The sequence below is a fragment of the Flavobacterium pisciphilum genome (genome assembly GCF_020905345.1).
Classification (GTDB): domain Bacteria; phylum Bacteroidota; class Bacteroidia; order Flavobacteriales; family Flavobacteriaceae; genus Flavobacterium; species Flavobacterium pisciphilum.
The window spans coordinates 3571470-3593635 of record NZ_JAJJMO010000001.1 but is presented as its reverse complement, the minus strand read 5'-3'; the positions used below and the strand labels follow the sequence as shown (position 1 = coordinate 3593635).

The 22166-nt window shown below is 33.1% G+C and carries 21 protein-coding genes and 1 riboswitch; of the genes, 13 read left to right on the top strand and 8 right to left on the bottom strand.

Translation table 11 applies throughout. The features are described 5' to 3' along the window. From LNQ49_RS15320 to LNQ49_RS15295, 6 genes are all read right to left on the bottom strand, one after another. Entirely contained in the window at nt 1-297 is a 297-nt protein-coding gene (locus LNQ49_RS15320) for a thioredoxin family protein (RefSeq protein WP_035623602.1), read from the bottom strand. A 74-nt stretch (nt 298-371) separates the two neighbouring features. Continuing rightward, nucleotides 372-1613 (bottom strand): metallophosphoesterase, encoded by a 1242-nt coding sequence (locus tag LNQ49_RS15315; protein ID WP_229989906.1) that lies wholly within the window; start codon nt 1611-1613, stop codon nt 372-374. Nucleotides 1614-1808: 195 nt separating this feature from the next. Then, nucleotides 1809-2003, bottom strand: a complete 195-nt coding sequence (locus LNQ49_RS15310) for a hypothetical protein (protein ID WP_229989905.1) — start codon at nt 2001-2003, stop codon at nt 1809-1811. Nucleotides 2004-2109: 106 nt separating this feature from the next. Then, nucleotides 2110-3444: a sensor histidine kinase gene (locus LNQ49_RS15305; protein ID WP_229989904.1), complete on the bottom strand. Its 1335-nt coding sequence runs from the start codon at nt 3442-3444 to the stop codon at nt 2110-2112. A 10-nt stretch (nt 3445-3454) separates the two neighbouring features. Beyond that, nucleotides 3455-4129: a response regulator transcription factor gene (locus LNQ49_RS15300; RefSeq protein ID WP_229989903.1), complete on the bottom strand. Its 675-nt coding sequence runs from the start codon at nt 4127-4129 to the stop codon at nt 3455-3457. Between the two features lie 184 nt (nt 4130-4313). Next, on the bottom strand, nt 4314-4532 hold the full coding sequence (locus LNQ49_RS15295; protein ID WP_229989902.1) for a hypothetical protein: 219 nt from the start codon (nt 4530-4532) through the stop codon (nt 4314-4316). Nucleotides 4533-4876: 344 nt separating this feature from the next. Here LNQ49_RS15295 and polA point away from each other — a divergent pair, with 344 nt between their 5' ends. Beyond that, nucleotides 4877-7723 carry a DNA polymerase I gene (polA, locus tag LNQ49_RS15290; protein ID WP_229989901.1) on the top strand — a complete coding sequence of 949 codons (2847 nt, stop codon included), beginning with the start codon at nt 4877-4879 and terminating at the stop codon, nt 7721-7723. Between the two features lie 875 nt (nt 7724-8598). Here the strand turns inward: polA and LNQ49_RS15285 are convergent. Then, nucleotides 8599-9627, bottom strand: coding sequence for a LacI family DNA-binding transcriptional regulator (locus LNQ49_RS15285; protein WP_229989900.1), 1029 nt, complete (start codon nt 9625-9627; stop codon nt 8599-8601). A 232-nt stretch (nt 9628-9859) separates the two neighbouring features. Between LNQ49_RS15285 and LNQ49_RS15280 the strand changes: the two genes are divergently transcribed. The 7 genes from LNQ49_RS15280 to LNQ49_RS15250 all read left to right on the top strand — a co-directional run bounded on the left by LNQ49_RS15280 (nt 9860) and on the right by LNQ49_RS15250 (nt 15349). Then, nucleotides 9860-10609 (top strand): ferritin-like domain-containing protein, encoded by a 750-nt coding sequence (locus LNQ49_RS15280; RefSeq protein ID WP_229989899.1) that lies wholly within the window; start codon nt 9860-9862, stop codon nt 10607-10609. Nucleotides 10610-10636: 27 nt separating this feature from the next. After that, nucleotides 10637-11449, top strand: a complete 813-nt coding sequence (locus tag LNQ49_RS15275; RefSeq protein WP_229989898.1) for a ferritin-like domain-containing protein — start codon at nt 10637-10639, stop codon at nt 11447-11449. Nucleotides 11450-11641: 192 nt separating this feature from the next. Continuing rightward, the gene (gene rplM / locus LNQ49_RS15270; protein ID WP_195737753.1) at nt 11642-12097 is read left to right on the top strand and encodes a 50S ribosomal protein L13; all 456 of its coding nucleotides are present in this window, start codon (nt 11642-11644) and stop codon (nt 12095-12097) included. Next, entirely contained in the window at nt 12097-12483 is a 387-nt protein-coding gene (gene rpsI, locus LNQ49_RS15265) for a 30S ribosomal protein S9 (RefSeq protein WP_007808909.1), read from the top strand. The genes rplM and rpsI overlap by 1 nt, the downstream gene beginning before the upstream one ends. A gap of 174 nt (nt 12484-12657) precedes the next feature. Beyond that, nucleotides 12658-13440 (top strand): 30S ribosomal protein S2, encoded by a 783-nt coding sequence (gene rpsB, locus LNQ49_RS15260; RefSeq protein ID WP_229989897.1) that lies wholly within the window; start codon nt 12658-12660, stop codon nt 13438-13440. 136 nt (nt 13441-13576) lie between these two features. Beyond that, complete coding sequence (gene tsf, locus LNQ49_RS15255) at nt 13577-14539, top strand: translation elongation factor Ts (protein WP_229989896.1); 963 nt, start codon at nt 13577-13579, stop codon at nt 14537-14539. A 249-nt stretch (nt 14540-14788) separates the two neighbouring features. Beyond that, nucleotides 14789-15349 carry a hypothetical protein gene (locus LNQ49_RS15250; protein ID WP_229989895.1) on the top strand — a complete coding sequence of 187 codons (561 nt, stop codon included), beginning with the start codon at nt 14789-14791 and terminating at the stop codon, nt 15347-15349. 171 nt (nt 15350-15520) lie between these two features. Here the strand turns inward: LNQ49_RS15250 and LNQ49_RS15245 are convergent, their stop codons facing one another. Then, nucleotides 15521-17650: a M3 family metallopeptidase gene (locus LNQ49_RS15245; protein WP_229989894.1), complete on the bottom strand. Its 2130-nt coding sequence runs from the start codon at nt 17648-17650 to the stop codon at nt 15521-15523. Nucleotides 17651-17815: 165 nt separating this feature from the next. Here LNQ49_RS15245 and LNQ49_RS15240 point away from each other — a divergent pair, with 165 nt between their 5' ends. The 5 genes from LNQ49_RS15240 (at nt 17816) to thiC (ending at nt 22155) form a co-directional block, all read left to right on the top strand. After that, nucleotides 17816-18487 (top strand): queuosine precursor transporter, encoded by a 672-nt coding sequence (locus LNQ49_RS15240; protein ID WP_229989893.1) that lies wholly within the window; start codon nt 17816-17818, stop codon nt 18485-18487. A 5-nt stretch (nt 18488-18492) separates the two neighbouring features. Then, nucleotides 18493-19140 carry a hypothetical protein gene (locus tag LNQ49_RS15235; protein ID WP_229989892.1) on the top strand — a complete coding sequence of 216 codons (648 nt, stop codon included), beginning with the start codon at nt 18493-18495 and terminating at the stop codon, nt 19138-19140. Then, nucleotides 19140-19709 (top strand): DNA-3-methyladenine glycosylase I, encoded by a 570-nt coding sequence (locus LNQ49_RS15230; RefSeq protein ID WP_229989891.1) that lies wholly within the window; start codon nt 19140-19142, stop codon nt 19707-19709. The genes LNQ49_RS15235 and LNQ49_RS15230 overlap by 1 nt, the downstream gene beginning before the upstream one ends. Before the next feature lie 110 nt (nt 19710-19819). Next, nucleotides 19820-19917, top strand: a riboswitch (TPP riboswitch). Nucleotides 19918-19982: 65 nt separating this feature from the next. Then, nucleotides 19983-20189, top strand: coding sequence for a sulfur carrier protein ThiS (gene thiS, locus LNQ49_RS15225; RefSeq protein WP_229989890.1), 207 nt, complete (start codon nt 19983-19985; stop codon nt 20187-20189). Between the two features lie 142 nt (nt 20190-20331). Further along, a complete protein-coding gene (gene thiC, locus LNQ49_RS15220; protein ID WP_229989889.1) occupies nt 20332-22155 on the top strand; it encodes a phosphomethylpyrimidine synthase ThiC in 1824 nt (607 codons plus the stop codon). The last annotated feature ends 11 nt before the right edge of the window (nt 22156-22166 follow it).

Below are 22166 nucleotides of genomic sequence, written 5' to 3'. Positions count from 1 at the left end.
TTAGAATTGTTCTTGCACAATTCCAATAATAGTATTTGCATCTAGTTCGCCAGATTGCCTCCAAATCATTTGACCTTCTTTATATATCATTAAAGTAGGAAGCCCTTTAATTCTAAGAGCATCGGCTAATTCCTGATTTTTATCCACATCTATTTTAATCACCTTGGCTTTATCGCCTAGAGCAGCTGCAACATCCTTAATTACAGGATGCATGGACACAGATGATTCGTTCCAATCGGTGTAAAAATCTATTAACACTGGAACTTGAGCATTTATAAGTTCTCCGAATTTTGACATAAAACCAAAAATTTTAATCTTTTTAAATCTACTAAAAAGAATTTATTATATACAAATGTAGCATTTTTAACGAATTATGACACATTCTTGCCTTTTTTTAGTTCAATCACGGTAATTTCTGGCATTATCCCTACACGTCCTGGATAAGCATGAAAACCAAAACCGCGATTTACATATACATAGCGACCTGCATTTTCATACAAACCAGCCCATTGTTTGTACACATATTGTGCCAAACTCCATTTAAAATAACCCGGAATTTCTATTCCAAATTGCATTCCATGAGTATGTCCTGACAAAGTAAGATGAAAATTCTTAGGGTGCTCTTTTATTTCATACTCCCAATGGCTTGGGTCATGGCTCATTAAAACTTTAAAATCATCTTGATGAACATTTTGCGAAGCCTTATTTAAATCGCCTGCTTTTTTAAAATTATGTCCCCAGTTTTCAACACCAACCAAAGCAATTTTGTCATCTCCTTTTTGAATATAAGTATGTTCATTCAACAGTAATTGAAAACCTATTTGTCCATATAATTTTTTTATGTCCTCAAAATTCTCTTCTTTCTTTTTCTCTGATGGCCAAGTAACATACTCTCCATAATCATGATTTCCTAAAACTGAATATTTACCATACTTATGGTCTTTGATTTTATTAAATGTTTCCAACCAAGGATGCATTTCGGTAGCATGGGTATTAACAATATCTCCAGTAAACAAAATCATATCCGAATTTTGTTCATTTACCAAATCAATTGCATAACTTATTTTCTCAGGATTATCAAAACTCCCTGAGTGTACGTCTGAAATTTGTGTAATTGTAAATCCATCAAAAGCATCTGGCAAATCTGGAAAAAACACTGTCTGCTTAAATACTTTAAAATTATATCTTCCTTCAAAAATCCCATAAATCAAAGATAAAAAAGGAACTGCTGCCAGCCCTACTGCCAATTGACTTACAAATTTTCTTCGACTAGGAATTACACTATTTGTTGTTGTATTTGGATTTTCGATAAAATAATTAACAATCCCAACTCCTGCACGAAAAATATCTTCGCCCAAAAGCACTAATGTTATCACAATTTTAGGCACATAAACCAATAACATCAACCCCATTGTAAACATGGTTTGTTTGGTTTGACCAACCGAACGATCAAATTGTGTAAATGAATATATTATAAATACAAAAAGCAATAAACTTATTACTTGGTAACTTATCAAGAGCCATCTTAATTTAATCAAAGTTCGAATAGCCTGAAAAGAATATAACTCTATAAATAAAAAAAGAGCACAAATAATTATAAAACGAATGATCATTGGTAAATTTTTAGGCAAAGTAACAAAGAATGAAAATGCAAAAACTTTTAATTATCAAAAATTTAACGCAACCAATAACAAAAAAGCTGATGAATAAATTCACCAGCCTTTCACCTACTAAAACTATTATTCTACTTACCCCCTTATGTAAATTATTAACCCTAATTTACAGTAAGTAAAACATTAATCAAACCCTTATTTTTTTGCTTTTGCAGCTTCTGGCTTAGCAGTTTCCATTTTCACAGATTCTGCTTTTTTATCAGCTTTCTTTTTAGCATGTTTAGTTGCTTTTACTTCTTTTGCTGGTGTTGTTTGTGCTGGTGTTGTTTGAGCACTTACCATTGCTGTTGTTCCTAAAATTGCTATAGCTAGCATTAATACTTTTTTCATGATTGTGGTTTTTATGATTATTAACTCATTATTTATAGGTCAAAGATATAATCACAAAATGAAGATTAAATGAAGATTTGCCCTACCCAAAAATTTTAACTTTTAATTAAGCTTTAGCACTATTTGGAAATAATAATAAAAACGTTGTTCCTTTATTTGGACTAGAAGTTACCTTAATATCTATATGATGAAATGATGCAATACTATCAGCGATAGCAAGCCCTAAACCTTGCCCATCCTGATCTGAACTAATACGAGTAAATCGATTAAAAATATTTTCGATTTGGGCTTCATTCATTCCTATTCCCGAATCGGAAATAGACAAATAGTACTGCTGATTTAAGAAGCCATCACTAACAATAATACTTCCATTCTCTTTATTATACTTTATTGCATTTGTAACCAAATTATACAATAAGATATGTATTAAAGTTTTATTGCCTCTAAAATCAAATTCATGCTTCATCTCATTAATAAACGCTACTCCTTTGTCATCAATTCTGTCTTGAAGATCTTCATACAAACCATTTACAATTTCATGAAAATCGATAGCCTCATTAGCGGCATATTGATTATTATCAATTCTAGAGATTAGCAATAAATTATTGATTATTTTCTTCAACATGTCCAATGTCTTGAGCGAACTGGCTATTTTATCTACAGCATTATCGTTCAAAGATTCATTTTGCAATAAATTTTCGAATTTATTTTTCAATAATGCAATTGGTGTTAACAGCTCATGAGAAACATTTGATATAAATTGTTTTTCTTTCTTAAACAATTCAGCAATCCTATCCATCATTTGGTTTAAAACCGAATCTAATTCCCTAAAATCTGCTGAATGTGCCTTTATTGGAGTGTGATCAAAAGCTTCCGGCTCATTAACTCGTCTAATTTTTGTATCAATAATTTTATAGAAAGGTTTGAGTAAATACTCTATATAAAAAGTATCTGCCAAGAATGTAATCAAAACTACTACAACCAAAACTATAATGATAAAGAGCTTAATAATAAAGGTAAGATCTTTTACCTCTGCCAAACTGCTTCCTATCTCTAACTCATACCCTATATTTTCATACGTAAAATGATATTTTAATATCCTGTATTCATTTTCTTCTCCTTCGATTATCCTGTTCTCATCAACAAAGGTGCTTTTTTCTTGTCTTGGCAGTTTTGACAATCTCGAAAGCACCAAAAACTCACTATGCAAGCTCGAAAACTGTGAATACGTTTCGGTAGAATCTCCTGCATTTTCAATAAAATCATCTATCTCATTTTGATTTAAATGCTCGATGAACTTCTTCTTCTTTTCTACAAGTCCATTATTAATGTGTCTATAAACTACATTTTGAATCAAAATAGGCAACATTAGCCATAGAACTAAAATCAACAACAATCGTGTTAGTGCATTAAAAATGGCTAATTGATGCTTTATCTTCACGTTGATTTATTTAAGTATTAATACGATACCCTACATTTCTTACTGTTTCAAACCAATCTATAGTAGTGTGCTTGTCTAATTTTTTTCTAAGATTCCGAACATGTACATCTATAAAATTAGAATCTGAATTAATCTCTAATATATCCCCCCAAATATGTTCTGTTAATTGTAATCTTGTAATTACGCGATTTTTATTCAAGACCAAATATTGAAAAATATCAAATTCTTTCTTGGTTAGATTAATAGGCGTTCCCTCATAACTCACTTTGTAATCTTGCAATTGCAAAGAAAACCCATGTACTACCAAATCATTTAATGTATACCCATGCATTCTACGAATAACAGCAAACAAACGTGCGCTTAATTCTGTCAATGCAAAAGGCTTCGTAAGATAATCATCTGCCCCTAGATGTAAACCATCTATCCTATCGTCCAACTCTCCACGTGCTGTAATAACGATTACTGCTATTTTGGATTTGGTTTTCCGAACTGCTTTTAAAACATCAAAACCATCACCATCTGGCAAACCCAAATCGAGTAGCATCGCATCATAATCATTCCCTCCTATTTCATCTAATGCCTCATCACAAGTATTTGCAATTTTGCATACATAACCACCATCACTCAAAAAATCACGAACCTCGATAGCCAGCTCTTTATTATCTTCGACAATAAGAATATTCATAGACTGTATTTTATTAATTAAAAGTAAGCAAATAATGAAAACGTAATTTTTAAATTATTAAAAATTTAACGCCTATCTGAATATAAAAAAAGCTGATAAATTTCTTTATCAGCCTTATCAATAATTATCCTTTTTGTTTTGTCGACCATTACTAATATCATTGAAAACAAAACAAAAACGACACTTATTTTTTTGTTTTCATTGGTTCAGATTTCATTGGCGCAGCTGTAGGAGCTACAGTTTTTGCAGTTTTTGCAGTTTTTGCTTTTTTGTTTGTTTTTGCTTTCGGGTGTTTAGTTGCTTTAACCTCTTTTACTGGAGTTGTTTTTACTGGTGTTGGAGCTGCGCTAACCATTACACTTGTTCCTAAAACTGCTACTAATAACATTGCTAAATTTTTCATGATTTCTAATATTTAAATTAATTATCTTACTTATTTATAGATCAAATGTACACCTGTAATATGAAGACCAAATGAAGATAATAGCGATATAGAAATTTTAACTTGTTATTAACGATTTGCACCTAACATAACACTCTTAACCCTATATACACATACAAACAATGAAATGCCATTAACAAAGCAACAACGCTGCTTGCTTATATTGTCTTATACAATTTATATATTCAAAAACCCTTTCATACTGAGTCTTTTAATCCAAATTAAGACTAATCCAGATTAAATTTTTGATAACCGAATCGTTATTAAAACCCAATTGTTTATTTTTACAGACTAATATTTTTTTTATGTCAACTCAAAAACGTCTTTTTCTACTTGATGCCTACGCCTTAATTTTTCGTGGTTATTATGCCTTTATAAAAAACCCACGAATCAACTCCAAAGGAATGGATACCTCTGCAATTATGGGGTTCATGAACTCCCTTTTGGATGTTATTAAGAGAGAGAAACCGGATCATTTAGCTGTAGCTTTTGACAAAGGTGGTAGTGCTTTACGAAATGAAATATTCCCTGAATACAAAGCCAATCGTGATGTAACTCCTGAGGCAATAAAAATTGCTGTACCTTATATACATGAATTATTAAAAGCAATGCATATTCCGATTATAGAAGTTGCCGGTTATGAAGCCGATGATTTAATTGGAACTATTGCTAAACAAGCCGAAAAAGAAAATTATAAGGTATTTATGGTAACTCCTGATAAGGATTTTGCTCAGCTAGTTTCCGACAATATTTTTATGTACAAACCTGCCCGAATGGGTAACGGAATAGAAATATGGGGAGTTCCTGAAGTATTAGCTAAATTTGAAATTGAGCGTCCTGAGCAAGTAATTGACTTTCTAGGAATGATGGGGGATGCTGCCGATAATATCCCTGGACTTCCAGGTGTTGGTGAAGTTACAGCCAAGAAACTATTGAAAGAATATGGTTCTATGGAAAACCTTTTGGCCAACACTGACAAGCTAAAAGGAAAAATGAAAGAAAACATCGAAGCGAATGCTGAGAAAGGGTTATTATCTAAAACATTGGCAACAATTTTACTAGATTGCCCTGTAACTTTCAATGAAACTGATTACGAATTAACTCGTCCTGATATCGAAAAAACCGATGCTATTTTTCAAGAATTGGAATTTAGAAGAATGGCTGAGCAATTTGACAATCTTTTTAAAACTGACGGAAGCGGATTAGTATCTAATGCTCCTACTACTCCTGACGCGAAATTATACAAAAAACCACAACCTAAAAACGAAGATCAATTTGACCTTTTTGGAAGTGCTACTACTGATGAAAACCCAGAAACTCAAAGAACTTCTTTCTATACTAATTTAGAAAACACGCCTCACTCCTACCAAATCATACAAGGTGATTTAGGATTGAAGTTACTTTTACAAAATTTACAAAACCAAGCTGCTGTTTGTTTTGATACAGAAACTACTGGATTAAATGCTCTGCATGCTGAATTGGTTGGAATTTCATTTTCTTACGAAAAAGGAAAAGGGTTCTATGTTCCGTTTCCAGAAAATCAAGATGAAGCAAATGCATTAATCGAAAAGTTTATTCCGTTTTTTGAAAACGAAGCAATCGAAAAAATTGGTCAGAATTTAAAATATGATTTAAAAATATTATTGAATTATGGTATTTCGGTAAAAGGAAAATTATTTGATACTATGATTGCTCATTATCTGATTAATCCAGATATGCGTCATAATATGGATATTCTATCTGAAACTTATTTAAAATATACCCCAAAATCTATTGAGGATTTAATTGGTAAAAAAGGAAAGAATCAAAAATCGATGCGCGAAGTTGCACTCGAAGACATAAAAGAATATGCAGTTGAAGATGCTGATGTAACCTTACAACTTAAAGAAATATTCACAACTGAATTAGACAAAACCGAAACCAAAAAGTTATTCGACGAAATCGAAATTCCATTAGTTAGCGTTCTAGCTGCAATGGAAACGGAAGGAATTCACCTTGATGTTGATTTCTTAAAATCACTATCAGAAGAATTAGGCAATGATATTAAAACATTAGAGGCTAAAATTTATGAAATTGCTGGAGAACAATTCAACCTTGCATCTCCTAAACAACTAGGTGATATTTTATTTGATAAACTAAAAATTGGTGGAGCTAAGCAAAAGAAAACCAAAACAGGTCAATATGCAACTGGCGAGGAAATCTTAAGCTACCTAGCCAAAGACAACGAGATTGTTGCTGCAATTTTAGATTGGCGTTCTCTTGTAAAATTACAAAACACCTACGTAGAAGCTTTACCGTTACAAGTAGATCCTGTTTCTAAAAGAGTGCATACCGATTATATGCAAACTGTAGCTGCAACAGGTCGTTTAAGCTCAAACAATCCTAACTTACAGAATATTCCAATTCGTACTGAAAGAGGCCGACAAATACGTAAAGCTTTTATCGCACGTGATGAAAATTATACTTTAATCTCAGCCGATTATTCTCAGATTGAATTGCGAATCATTGCTGCTTTAAGTGGCGAAGAAAACATGATAAAAGCATTCCAGAACCATGAAGACATTCACAAATCTACTGCTTCAAAAGTATTTAATGTAGCATTAGAAGAAGTGACTCGTGAACAACGTAGCCATGCCAAAACAGTAAACTTTGGTATTATATATGGTGTTTCGGCTTTTGGACTTAGTAATCAAACTTCACTATCAAGAAGCGAAAGCGCTACTTTGATTGAAGCATACTACAAAACATATCCAAGATTAAAATCATACATCCAAGAACAAATAGATTTTGCCAGAGAAAATGGTTATGTACAAACTATTTTAGGTCGTCGTCGTTATTTAAAAGATATTAATTCACAAAATGCAATTGTGCGTGGTGGAGCCGAAAGAAATGCTGTAAATGCACCAATTCAAGGAAGTGCTGCCGATGTGATTAAAATTGCAATGATTAACATTCATAAAAAATTAACTGACGAAAACTGGAAATCTAAGATGTTGCTTCAAGTACATGATGAGCTTGTGTTTGACGTACACAACGATGAACTTGAAAAAATCCAACCAATGATTAAACACGAAATGGAAAATGCGTTTATAATGGCAGTTCCACTAGAAGTAGAATTAGGCTTAGGTAGAGATTGGTTAGAGGCGCATTAAAAATAAAAAAATGCTACATTTATTCCTCAATTGATCTCTTCATTAAAAAGTCAAAATTAGGAATGAGAAAATTTATACCTTATTAAAACATAAAATAACAAGACTAATCTTTTCTAAAATAAAAATGAAAAAACCTACCTTATTAGTAATAATATCAATTTGCATACTTATAACAGTAAATTTATTTTGGTTTATTATATCCATTGCGTCAATATCAATAGATTCAGAAATATCCTATCAGTTTTCAAAAATTACAAGATTTCTAGAATTAATAGCGTATGTTGGATTATTACCTTTTTTTGTGACATTATACAAAAAACAATAAATAAAAATTATCATGAATGAAGAATTAAATGAACTTTTTGAGATTAAAAATACTCAACTAGAAGAAGGCACAGACTCGGATCTATTCGATATAGTTATTCATCTCTTGATCAGAACAATAATCCCATTTTTTATTTTTTTTCTATTATACTCGTTTGTAGAACATTCAAACGACATAGGAATAGTATTTATAGCTTTTTTCGTCTCACTTTTTATCCTTTTTTTAATAATTGTTGCCCTTTTAATTGAGGCTTCTAACCTTAACAAGAAGAATAAAATATATTTGAGAAATACTAATTATGTCCTATTAGCTTTTTATGCTCTCCCGTTGCTTATATTGGGGTTAATTATGATTGTAAATTCTTAAATAAATTCACACTGTAATTTATAAAAAAGGTATTGAATTTACAACCACTTTTGCTAGAGTAAACAAATTTTGTGAGCATTCATTTTTAGCTCTTTTTGAAAAACTAAAAAAAATATAAAAACCCAAAGTTTCCTTACAACTTAGAACAAATAAAAAAACCATCAGTTAAACTGATGGTTTTTTATTATTTAGATTTTTTACTTGACTCTCTTTCTTTTAATTTGGTTTTAATTACGATGGTTTCGTAATCGCTACTCTCGCCTTCTTTTTCTTCTAATCTTGAGATTAATCGTTTGGCAGCTACTTCCCCAATTTCTATTCCGTGCTGACTTATTGTAGTCAGACTTGGCGACAAACGTCTCGAAGCCAAAATTCCGTCTGCAAAACCTATTATCGATATATCTTCTGGAACTCTGTATCCTTTCTTCAAACTAACTCTTAAAGCCGCAACCGAATCATTTTCATCTAAAGCAAAAATAGCATCAATTTTATTATCAAAAATAGCGTCGATTTTACTTTTCATATCCTCTTCAGAATCGGTACGAAGAATAATATTTTCATTTACTGGAATATTATTATTTTCCAAAGCTTTCAAATATCCATCTGCTCTCAATTTCCCAACACTTAAATTATCTACAGATGAAATCAAGGCTATATTTTTGCACCCTAAATTAATTAAATGCTGTGTTGAGTTTAAAGCTGAGTCAAAATCATCAACTATCACTTTGTCACATTCTACCCCCTCTGCAATTCTATCAAACATTACAATTGGCGTTCCATCATTTATAATCTCTTTAAAGTGATTGTATTCTTGTAGTTTTTGAGCCTCTTCAGAAACTGACAATATAAAACCATCAATAGTTCCATTACTCAACATTTCTAGAGTATGAATCTCTTTCTCCAAAGATTCATTTGAAATACATGTAATTACATTATATCCTTTTTTGTCTGCTACTTTTTCGATACCACTAAAAACTTTAGCAAAAAATGAGTTCAATATATTAGGTATAATAACCCCAATCGTTTTTGTTTTACGGTTTTTTAAATTCAAACCGATAACGTTTGGCTTGTAGTTTTTTAGTTTGGCATACTCTTTAATTTTAATTTTAGTCTGTTCACTAATTTCAGGACTATCATTAAGTGCCTTAGAAACTGTAGACACGGAAACATTAAGTTCTTTTGCGATTTGTTTTAGAGTTGCTTTAGCTTTCATTATAAGATAATTTTATTGAATTAATACAAATATAGTAGAATTACGGAAATTAAAACAAAAAACAGACAAAACATGCTTTAAAATTTCAAGTAATTACAGCTCTCCCATAAAATACTTTAAAGAAAAATTAAAAAAAATTAAAAATTTTAAAACCGCCTCCCTAAAAATTTCGTTTATACCTATTTACGCATGATTAAATTACTATTAACAACCATTTTAAAGAAATTGAATTATGAAAAACGAAGTTAAAATTCACGAAGTTAACCCCTTACTGAACGACAGAAGGAGTTTCCTTAAGATCAGTGGCCTAACGCTTGTTACCACTGGCTTACTTTTGGCAGGATGTAGTCACGACGATAATGAATATATGCCAGTTGATGACACTTCACTACCCGGAATTAGAAATGGTGTCTTCGACTTAGGTTCTGGAGATTTCGGTATACTAACATACGCATATGCCTTGGAACAATTAGAAGCTGACTTTTATACTAAAGTTGTAAATGCATCAAGCTTTAATTCAGTTTTTAATGACATTGAAAAACAAGTGCTTACCGACTTATACCATCACGAAGTAATTCATAGAGATTTTTTTAAAGTTGCTTTAACAGGAGCCCTTCCTAACCCAAGTACACAATTACTCCCTAGCTTAGCTTTTAATTATGGCTCCATGAACTTTAACAGCCGTGCAGAAGTACTCGCTACTGCCAAAGCTCTTGAAGACACAGGAGTAGCGGCATATAACGGTGCAGGAAAACTAATCAAGAGTGCTGACTATTTGTTATTAGCAGGGAAAATTGTTTCTGTAGAAGCAAGACATGCATCTGCAATTAGAAGTTTAATTAACCCAAATTCTGCAGATTTTGCGGGTGACGATATCGTAAATTCTACTACTGGATTGGATGTAGCTAAAGACCCATCTAAAATCTTACCTATTGCTGGTAGTTTTATAACAACTCCATTTACAGCCAAGTATTTACCTTAATCTAAACCCTTTTAAATCTTAGAAATTATGAATATATTAAAATTTATAGAAACCTTTGCAGACGAAAGCGCGATGAGAAACACAGGTTCAAGAAGAGATAGCTTTACACAATTTGGAAATATCGGAAAGACTTTGGCAATAGCCTCAATCCCATTCGGATTATCTTCATTAGCCAATAAAGCTTTGGCAAAAGATATAACTGCAACTCCAGCAACTCCTATAGGAGCATTGCAATTTGCATTAACATTAGAATATCTAGAAAATGAGTTTTATGCTATGGCATTAGATCATGGAGTTATTCCTGCATCTGAAAATGGAGGACGCGATTTAAAAGTTTTTCAACAAATTGCGGCTCACGAATCAGATCATGTTAAATTTTTAATTGCAGGATTAGGCGGACCAGCAAGTGCCAACTTTGTTCCAAAGCCTACTTTTGACTTTACTGTTGGTGGAGCTTTTGACCCATTTAACGACTATCCAACATTTCTAGCATTGGCACAAGCCTTTGAAGATACAGGAGTAAGAGCCTATAAAGGTCAAGCAGGAAATTTAATTTCGACACCCGATTTATTAACAGCAGCGCTACAAATACATTCGGTAGAAGCTCGTCATGCATCTGAAGTGCGACGATTGCGCGGACTTAAAGGGTGGATTACTGGAAACGAGAGAGGCGCAGGAATGCCACCAGCGACTCAAGCAAGTTATGATGGAGAACAGGTTACTATTCAAGCAGGATACAACACAGCAACACTATTTGGAGCTGCTGCTGGGTCTGAAGCATACGACGAACCACTTACAACGCAACAGGTTGTAGACATAGTAAATTTGTTTATTGTGTAACAAAATTTACACCAAAATATCCGAACCATCTCTACTTAATTGTAAAGGTGGTTTTTTTATTCTTTTAAATAAAAAGATACCTCCTGATTTTCAGCAGTTAAAATAATCTTTTAAGGTATTTGTATTTAAAATAATTAATTGTACTTTTGCAACCCCTTTATTGGGGATGGAATGTTTAATTAAAATAATATTATGGACGCATTAAGCTACAAAACAGTTTCAACTAGCAAAGCCACTGTAACTAAAGAGTGGATTGTTGTAGATGCTGATGGTCATAACTTAGGTCGTCTTGCTTCAAAGGTTGCAATGATCTTAAGAGGTAAGTACAAGCCTAGTTACACACCACACGTTGACTGTGGAGATAACGTAATTGTTATCAACTCAGAAAAAATTAACCTTACAGGTACAAAAATGGATGACAAAATTTACATGCGTCATACAGGTTACCCAGGAGGACAAAGAACTTTAACTGCTAAAGTATTGCAAGCAAAAAACCCTGCATTATTAGTAGAAAAAGCAGTAAAAGGAATGTTACCTAAGAACAAATTAGGAGCTGAACTTTTCAGAAATTTAAATGTTGTTGTAGGATCTGAGCACAAACAAGGAGCTCAAAAACCTAGAACTGTTAACCTAAACGATCTTAAGTAATGGGAGTTATTCACAAAATCGGTAGAAGAAAAACCGCTGTTGCACGTGTTTATGTTTCAGAAGGAACAGGAAAAATCACTGTAAACAAAAAAGAATTCGCAACCTATTTCCCAACTGCAACTTTGCAATACAAAGTTTTACAACCAATGTCTATGACAGAAAATGTAAACAACTTTGATGTAAAAGTAAACGTTTATGGAGGTGGTTCAACTGGTCAAGCAGAAGCTGTAAGAATGGCATTAGCACGTGTTATGTGTGAAGTAAATGCTGAAAACAGAGCTATCTTAAAACCAGAAGGTTTATTAACAAGAGATCCAAGAATGGTTGAACGTAAGAAATTCGGTCAGAAGAAAGCTCGTAAGAGATTCCAATTCTCTAAACGTTAATATTACCTGTCTTGTTCATTACGAACAAGGCATATCAATTATTATTGAATTTAAAAAACACAGTTGTTGTTGCTCTCCTATCGAGGTAGGAAATAGTTTAGCATCTAAATGTATAAAGCCTGGGAAACCGCCATTTATGCATTGCTAATCAACAGAACGTAAACTAGTACAAAAATGGCAAACAAAATAGACGTAAAAGAATTACTAGAAGCAGGTGTTCACTTTGGACACATGACTAGAAAATGGGATCCAAACATGGCTCCTTACATTTATATGGAGCGTAATGGTATTCACATTATCAATCTATATAAAACTGCAGCAAAAATTGAAGAGGCTAATGAAGCTTTGAAAAAAATCGCTGCATCAGGTAGAAAAATATTATTCGTAGCTACCAAAAAACAAGCTAAAGACATCGTTGCTGATAAAGCAAAAGCTGCAAACATGCCTTACATCACTGAAAGATGGCCTGGTGGAATGCTAACTAACTTCGTAACTATCCGTAAAGCTGTTAAAAAAATGGCTACTATTGATAAAATGAAGAAAGACGGTACTTTCATGACACTTTCTAAGAAAGAGCGTTTACAAGTAGATCGTCTTCGTGCTAAACTAGAGAAAAACTTAGGTTCAATCGCAGACATGTCTAGACTACCTGCAGCATTGTTCGTAGTAGATATCAAAGCTGAACATATCGCAATAAAAGAAGCACAAAAATTAAACATTCCAGTTTTCGCAATGGTGGATACTAACTCTGATCCAAGAGAAGTAGAGTATGTTATCCCATCAAATGATGATGCTTCTAAATCAATTGATAAAATTTTATCTTTAGTTACTGCTGCTATCGTTGAAGGTCTTTCTGACAGAGGTTCTGACAAAGAGGCTGAAGCGTTATTACCTGCTACAGAAGAAGCGGCTCCTGCTGCTGAAGCTGTTGAGGCTCCTGCTGAAACAAAAGAATAAATAAACTTTTAAATTCCAATTTTTAAATTCCAAATCCCATAAAAAATTAGAAACATTACGTTGATAATTTGATAAAACTGGAATTTGAGATTTAAGGATTGGAATTTTTACTTTTAACTCATAAAAAATATACAATATGGCAACAATTACTGCTGCAGACGTAAATAAATTAAGACAAGTTACAGGTGCCGGAATGATGGACTGTAAAAAAGCTTTAGTTGAAGCTGAAGGAGATTTCGATAAAGCTATACAAAACCTTAGAGAAAAAGGACAAAAAGTTGCTGCTAACCGTTCTGACCGTGAGTCTTCTGAAGGAGCTGCTGTTTCTTTTATTAATGCTGACAAAACTAAAGGAGTTATCATCACTTTAAACTGCGAAACAGATTTCGTAGGTAAAAATGAGGCTTTCGTAACTTTGGCTAAAGAATTAGTAGAAAAAGCGATCAACTTCTCTTCTAAAGAAGAATTCTTAGCTTCAGATTTCAACGGAATGACTGTTGCTGAAAAATTAATTGAGCAAACTGGAGTTATTGGTGAAAAAATCGAAATCGGTGGTTTTGAAATTTTAGAAGGTGCTTTCGTTGGATCTTACGTTCACGTAAACAAAATTGCTGCTTTAACTGCAATTTCTGCTCCAATTCCTAACGCTGAAACTTTAACTAAAGACATCTCTATGCAAGTTGCTTCTATGGGAGCTGATACATTATCTTACAAAGATTTTGATCCAGCTTTCGTTGCTTCTGAACTTGCTGCTCGTATTGCTGTAATCGAAAAAGAAAATGAAGAGGCAAAACGTTTAGGAAAAACTTTAAAAAATGTTCCTAAATATATTTCTTTCTCTCAATTAACTGAAGAAGTTTTAAAACAAGCTGAAGAAGATGCTAAAGCTGAATTAAAAGCTGAAGGTAAACCAGAACAAATTTGGGACAAAATTATTCCAGGAAAAGTTCAACGTTTCATCTCTGACAATACTACTTTAGATCAAGAGAAAGCTTTATTAGATCAAAACTTTATCAAAGATGATAGTAAAAAAGTTGGTGATTATGTTAAAGGATTCAACGTTGAAATTACAGGTTTCAAAAGAGTTGCTTTAGGATAATCTATATTTTAAATTATATATAAAAAAGGTTGGAAGAAATTCCAACCTTTTTTAGTTTAAACAATACCGCAGTAAATCTGTGAACTAAAAATGATGGGGCTTTAAAACTTCATCATTTTTTTTGTTTTAAAGCATATCTAATCCATAAACAACAGACTCCTATCGGATAAAAACGCAGAACCATCACTACATAAAAGATTACTTTAGATAAAAAGGCTATATTTGAAAATAACATTTATAAATAAAATAATGAGAATAAATTATTTTTTACTCGTTCTGCTTTTTACAATGGGTTCTGTTTTTGCACAAAACAAGAATGCTCAAGATGACTTTTGGAAACAATTACAAGCACATTGTGGTAAAGCTTACTCAGGCAAACTGAGTACAGAACCTGCACCCAAAGATTTTGCCAATAAAAAATTATCGATGTATGTAATGAGTTGCTCAGATTCAGAAATAAAAATTCCTTTTTATGTAGGCGATGACCATTCCAGAACTTGGGTATTTACCAAAACAAAAAACGGAATTCAATTAAAACATGACCATCGTTTAAAAGATGGATCAGAAGATAAAATCACACAATACGGAGGAACTACAACAAATACAGGAGCAGCACAAATTCAATTCTTCCCTGCCGATCAAGAAACAACTGATTTAATACCTGCTGCCGCAGCTAATGTTTGGTGGGTAACAGTAGACGAAAAGGAATATACTTATAATTTAAGAAAAGCCAATTCTCCGAATCATTTTCAAGTTCGTTTTGATTTCAGTAAAGAAATCCCTGTACCTGAAAAACCATGGGGACACTAATAATGTTACGTACTAGATATTAAAAAGCAGCCAATAACAAGGCTGCTTTTGTTTTATTTATATCTACGTAAATAATAACACGAACCTAAACTCAGGTTAATAGAATAAAAAAAGTCGGAAGAATATCTTCCGACTTTAACTAGAAACAAATGTCTCTCTTTTTTATGCTAATTACTTCTTTGGTTTTGCAACAGGAACATCAAAACCTCTCGCTTTCATTAAGGCATTAATCTCTGGATTGTGTCCTCTAAATGATTTGTAAGCTTCCTCTTGATCTGTTGTGTTACCAACACTAAATATTTTATCATGCAATCTTTTTGCTACCTCTTTATCGTATGGTCCTTTGGCTTCGGTAAACGCCTCATACGCATCTGCACTAATTACGTCTGCCCATAAATAACTATAATACCCACTCGCATACCCATCACTAGAAAAAATATGTCCAAATTGAGGAATACGATGACGCATTACAATTTCTTTAGGCATTTTAAGTTTAGTCAATGTTTCTTTCTCAAAAACAGTAGGATCGATAAGCGTATCTCCCGCTAAGTGCAATTTCATATCTATAAGTGAGCTTGAAATTGTTTCTACAGTAGAAAATCCTTCATTAAACGTTGCTGCTTTTGCAATACGATCTACTAAATCTTTAGGAATAGGTTTTCCCGTTTTATAGTTTAAAGCAAATTTATTCAACACCTCTGGAGTCTCTAACCAACGCTCTAAGATTTGAGATGGAAACTCTACATAATCTCTTGCCACTGCAGTACCTGAAAGAGTTGGGTAAGTGACATTCGAACATAAACCATGCAACGCATGTCCAAATTCATGAAACAAAGTAGTTGCATCTGTCCACGAAATTAAAACTGGTTCATTATCATTTCCTTTAATAAAATTGCTGTTATTAGAAACAATAGTTAACACATTACCATCAAGTTTCTGTTGTTGTCTATAAGCATTCATCCAAGCTCCAGAACGTTTTCCTTTACGCGCATAAGGATCAAAATACCACAATCCTACTACTTTACCCGATTTTGAATTAGACACCTCCCAAACTCTTACGTCTGGATGATAAACAGGAACATCTGTTATTTGCTTAAATTTCAAATCAAATAATTCCCCCGCAACCCAAAACATCCCTTCACGTAGATTTTCAAGTTGAAGATATTCTTTAACCTCATTTTGGTCTAAATCATATTTTGCTTTTCTAACTTTTTCAGCATAATAACGGTAATCCCAAGGCTCTATTTCAAACTTTCCTCCTTCTGCTACAACAATCTTTTGCATATCGGCAACATCTTTGTGAACCTGTGCTACCGCAGGCTCCCAAACTGCCTCCATTAAAGCCATAGCTCTATCTGGAGTTTTTGCCATTCTGTTGGTTAAATTCCAATGTGCAAAAGTAGGATACCCTAAAAGTTTTGCTTTTGCAGCGCGAAGTTGTAATATTTCAACCAAAGTCGATTTATTATCATGCTCATCACCATTATCTCCTCTATTAATAAACATTCTCCAAACCTTTTCTCTCAATCCTCTATTAGTAGAAAAAGTCAAGAAAGGCTCCACAAATGAACGTGTGTTTGCAATACATCCCATTACAGAAAGCTTTCTTTCTTTAGCTTGAGCTATAGCTGCTTTTTTTATTTCATCTGGCAAACCATCAAAATCAGCCTCCGTTGATAATGCAACATATTGGTCATTTTCTTCAGCCAATAAATTTTGGCTAAATCGAGAAAAAAGTGTTGATAATTGTTTGTTTATTTCTCCAACTTTAGCTTTATCTGCATCACTTAAATTAGCACCTTGCTTATTAAATTCTGTATGGTAAACCCAAATAAGCCTTTGTTGCTCACTAGTCAATTTCTTTTTATCTGGAGAATTATAAAGCTTTTCAATTCGACCAAACAATTTTCTGTTTTGATAAAACTGTGTAGATTGAGCGGCTAACAATGGCTCAATATCCTTTTTTATTGACATCAATTCTGGAGTACTAATATTCGAAGAATAAATTCCATAAACAGTCATTACTCTTGACAACGTCTTTCCAGAACGCTCCAATTGAGCAATAGTATTGTCAAAAGTTGCAGGCTTAGAATTATTTGCAATAGCCTCAATCTCTTCATTTTTTTGCTTAATAGCAACATCAAAAGCAGACTTAAAATCAGCTACTTTATATTCTGTAAAAGCAGGCACACCACCATACGGACCTGTCCATTTTTGTAATAATGGATTTGTAGAATTTGTTTGTGCTTGAACGGAAGTTAAAGAAGTAGCCATAATTAGAATTGTAACAATTTTTTTCATGTGCATTATTTAATATATTAAAAGCAAATATAACAATCAAATACAACTATCAATCGATTTTAACAAACTGAGAAAAATCATAAGTAAAATAGCATCACAACTATATTTTTTATAAAAATAAATACTCCGAATAATATCTTAAATTTGAAAAATAAAATTTTATTTATGTTTAAGACCAAAAAAGAAATTGTCTTTGTAATCCTTGCCGGAATTTTTATTACCAATGCCGTTGTAGCTGAGTTAATTGGAGGGAAACTAATTCAAATTGGTCCGTTTGTAATGAGTATTGGAATTTTGCCTTGGCCAATTGTTTTTTTAACAACCGACTTAATCAATGAGTATTTTGGAGAAAAAGGCGTTAAAAAACTTTCACTTATAACTGCTTGTTTAATTGCTTATGCCTTTATCATATTGTTCATGGCAATAGTAGTTCCCGCTGCAAAAGGGATTAGTCCTGTAAATGATAATCAATTTCAAGCTGTATTTGGGCAAAGTATGTGGATTATTATAGGTAGCCTTATTGCATTTATGGCATCACAACTAATAGATGTTTGGATGTTTTGGTTTTTCAAAAAACGAACTGGTGAAAAGAAAATCTGGCTTAGAACTACTGGATCTACTGTAATCTCGCAATTGTTCGATTCTTTTATTGTTTTAGGAATTGCATTTTGGTTGCCCGGAAAAATAGATTTTGATACTTTTATTTCATCTGGACTAACAGGCTATACATTTAAACTTACTGTCGCTGTTTTGTTGACACCATTAATTTATCTTGGACATCATTTAATCAAAAATTACTTGAAAGAAGATCATCCAAAAGAAAAAAAAGACAATTAAATTGCATGAAAAATTACAATCCCATTTTTTTATTGATTTTAATTATATGCTCCCTCTCAAGCTGTAATAAAAATGATAGAGAACAATTATTACAGTCAACATCGAGTGTTACCGAAAAAATAAAAGACATCTCAAAAAATGCAATAGAAACCATAGCTACTGTTAAAGATTCAATTACAAAAACAGTAATTACATCAGATAAAATTAAAACTAATAAAACAATTACAGAAGAAGCAACTAACTTAGAAAATAGTACAGAAACAGAAAACTTTGAAACAGAAAATCTCAAAGGCTTTATCTATTTTAAAAAATTACTATCAACTTGCAAAACAGGTGAAACGCTAACACAAAAAGAGTTAATTGAAAATCATAATATCCCAAAAGAAGGGGTTAGACTAATAAAAAGTATTACCAAGACTGCCGAAGATGAAATCGACATTAAATGGAATTCAACTTGGTTTATCGAAAAAATTTCGGATGCTAAATTTGCCGATGCTAGAATAAAGATCAGATTTGAAGCAAACAAAATGCATACCTCTGGAAAAGCCATTGGAATAAAACACAATAAGAAAATCTATAACGACTTAATAATCATTGGAACTTCTGCCTATATCCCTTCGGTAAAAGGCTACCATTGGAAAATTGGAAAATAATGACGACACAAGAACCTATAAGATGTGGCTGGTGCTCAGCAAGTGATTTGTACAAAAAATACCATGATGAAGAATGGGGAGTTCCTGTTTATGATGATGCTTCTTTGTTTGAATTTTTAATTCTTGAAACCTTTCAAGCAGGATTAAGTTGGATAACCATATTAAACAAAAGAGAGAATTTCAGAACTGCTTTTGACCTTTTCGACTATAAAAAAATAGCACAATATTCCGAAGAGAAAATAGAATCGCTATTAGAAGATACAGGGATAATCCGCAACAAACTAAAAATACGTTCGGCTGTAACCAATGCACAAGCATTTATAAAAATACAAGAAGAATTTGGAAGTTTTTCTGATTATATCTGGAAATTTACAGATGGAAAACCTATTGACAACAACCCAAAGACCTTAAAAGATGTTCCTGCCACTACTCCACTTTCAGATGAAATCAGCAAAGATTTAAAAAAGAGAGGCTTTAAATTTGTGGGCTCAACTGTTATTTATGCACACATGCAGGCCACAGGAATGATCAACGACCATGTTGAAGATTGCTGGACACGAGCTAAGTAAACAGTCTCAGTTTTTAGTTCTCAGCTACAGTTTTTCAGTCTATTTTGACAAATTCGAAACCTGAAAATTGAAACTTTTTTAGTTCTCAAACATTTTTTTCATACATTTGCTTCACACTTTAGGGGTGCCTACAACATTGTAGGCTGAGATTTTACCCTCTGAACCTGATCTAGTTTATACTAGCGTAGGGAAAAGTAAGATGACTTCCGCGTGCATTTTTATGTGCAATTGTAGCCATTCCTAAAGTATAACTATATACTAAATTCTGAAGGAATGGAACTAAAAATCAACCAACAAACCAAACAATTTAATGCTGAAACTCTTAGCGTTCAAGCATTACTCGATCTCGAAATTCCTAACAAACAGACTGGAATTGCCATTGCTATAAACAGCACCATAATTCCAAAACCAAACTGGAATACCCACTTCATCAACGAAACCGACGAAATTCTAATTATTTCAGCCACACAAGGAGGATAATTAGGCTATCTATTTCATGCCATAATCTTTCTTATAAAATACTTTCTGTAAACGTAGAATATCCTAATCATTTGGTATCTCCTTTTACATACAACATTTCAAATCTAACATTTCACATCTAACATTTTACAACTCACTAGAAATGACAAACGAAGAAAAAATATCAAGAACCCCTTTTCCGAATTCTAAAAAAATATATGTTAACGGAGAAATACATCCTATAAAAGTAGCTATGCGTGAAGTCGCACTAAGTGACACAAGACTCTCAAATGGCGGAATAGAAGAAAATCCACCAATAACAATTTACGATACATCTGGTGCGTATACCGATCCAAACATCGAAATCGATATTCGCAGAGGATTGCCTCGTTTAAGAGAAGAATGGATTTTAGACCGAAACGATGTAGAAATACTAGATGAAATAACTTCTGATTACGGACAAATGCGATTAAAAGATGAAAACTTAAATCATCTTCGTTTCGAATACTTACACCAACCAAAACGTGCCAAAAAAGGTGCAAACGTAACACAATTGTATTATGCCAAACAGGGAATTATTACTCCTGAAATGGAATACATTGCTATTCGTGAAAACCAACGAATTGAGCTTTTAAACCAGCAAACCAAAGCAATGCAATGCCAACACGCAGGTCATAGTTTTGGTGCTAATACTCCAAAAAGCAAAATAACTCCTGAATTTGTCCGAAGTGAAGTAGCTATTGGTCGTGCCATTATCCCAAACAACATTAACCATCCAGAAAGTGAGCCTATGATTGTAGGACGTAATTTCTTGGTAAAAATAAATGCCAATATTGGAAATAGCGCTGTGACTTCGACCATCGAAGAGGAAGTTGAAAAAGCTGTTTGGGCTTGTCGCTGGGGTGCTGACACAATAATGGATTTATCTACAGGAAAAAACATCCATGAAACTAGAGAGTGGATTATTCGTAATTCGCCAGTACCAATCGGTACGGTTCCAATTTATCAAGCATTAGAAAAAGTAAAAGGAATTGCTGAAGATTTAACTTGGGAAGTTTTCCGTGATACTCTTATCGAACAAGCTGAGCAAGGAGTTTCTTATTTTACGATTCATGCTGGTGTCTTGTTACGCTACATACATCTTACTGCTGAACGTGTTACTGGAATCGTATCTCGTGGAGGTTCTATAATGGCAAAATGGTGTTTATTTCATCACAAAGAAAATTTCCTATACACCCATTTTGAAGAAATTTGCGAAATCATGAAACAATATGATGTGGCTTTTTCATTAGGTGATGGTTTACGTCCAGGCTCTATTGCTGATGCTAATGATGCTGCACAATTTGCCGAATTAGAAACCTTAGGTGAATTAGCTAAAATTGCTTGGAAACATGATGTTCAAGTATTTATTGAAGGTCCAGGTCACGTGCCAATGCATATGATTAAAGAAAATATGGACAAACAATTAGAACATTGTAATGAAGCGCCTTTTTACACACTTGGACCATTAACAACAGATATCGCACCGGGTTATGACCACATCACATCGGCTATTGGAGCTGCAATGATTGGCTGGTACGGTTGTGCAATGCTTTGTTATGTTACACCAAAAGAACACCTTGGATTGCCTAATAAAAAAGACGTAAAAGATGGCGTAATCACATATAAAATCTCAGCTCATGCTGCTGATTTGGCCAAAGGTCATCCAGGTGCACAATATCGTGACAATGCATTAAGCAAAGCACGTTTTGAATTCCGTTGGGAAGATCAATTTAATTTATCTCTAGATCCAGACACAGCAAGAGAATTCCATGATGAAACACTTCCTGCAGAAGGCGCCAAAATAGCCCATTTCTGTTCTATGTGCGGACCAAAATTCTGCTCTATGAAAATATCTCAGGAAATACGCGATGTGGCTGCAGCCGAAAAAGGCATGCAAGAAAAATCAGAAGAGTTTATCGAACAAGGAAAGGAAATCTATATTTAGTATGATAAATT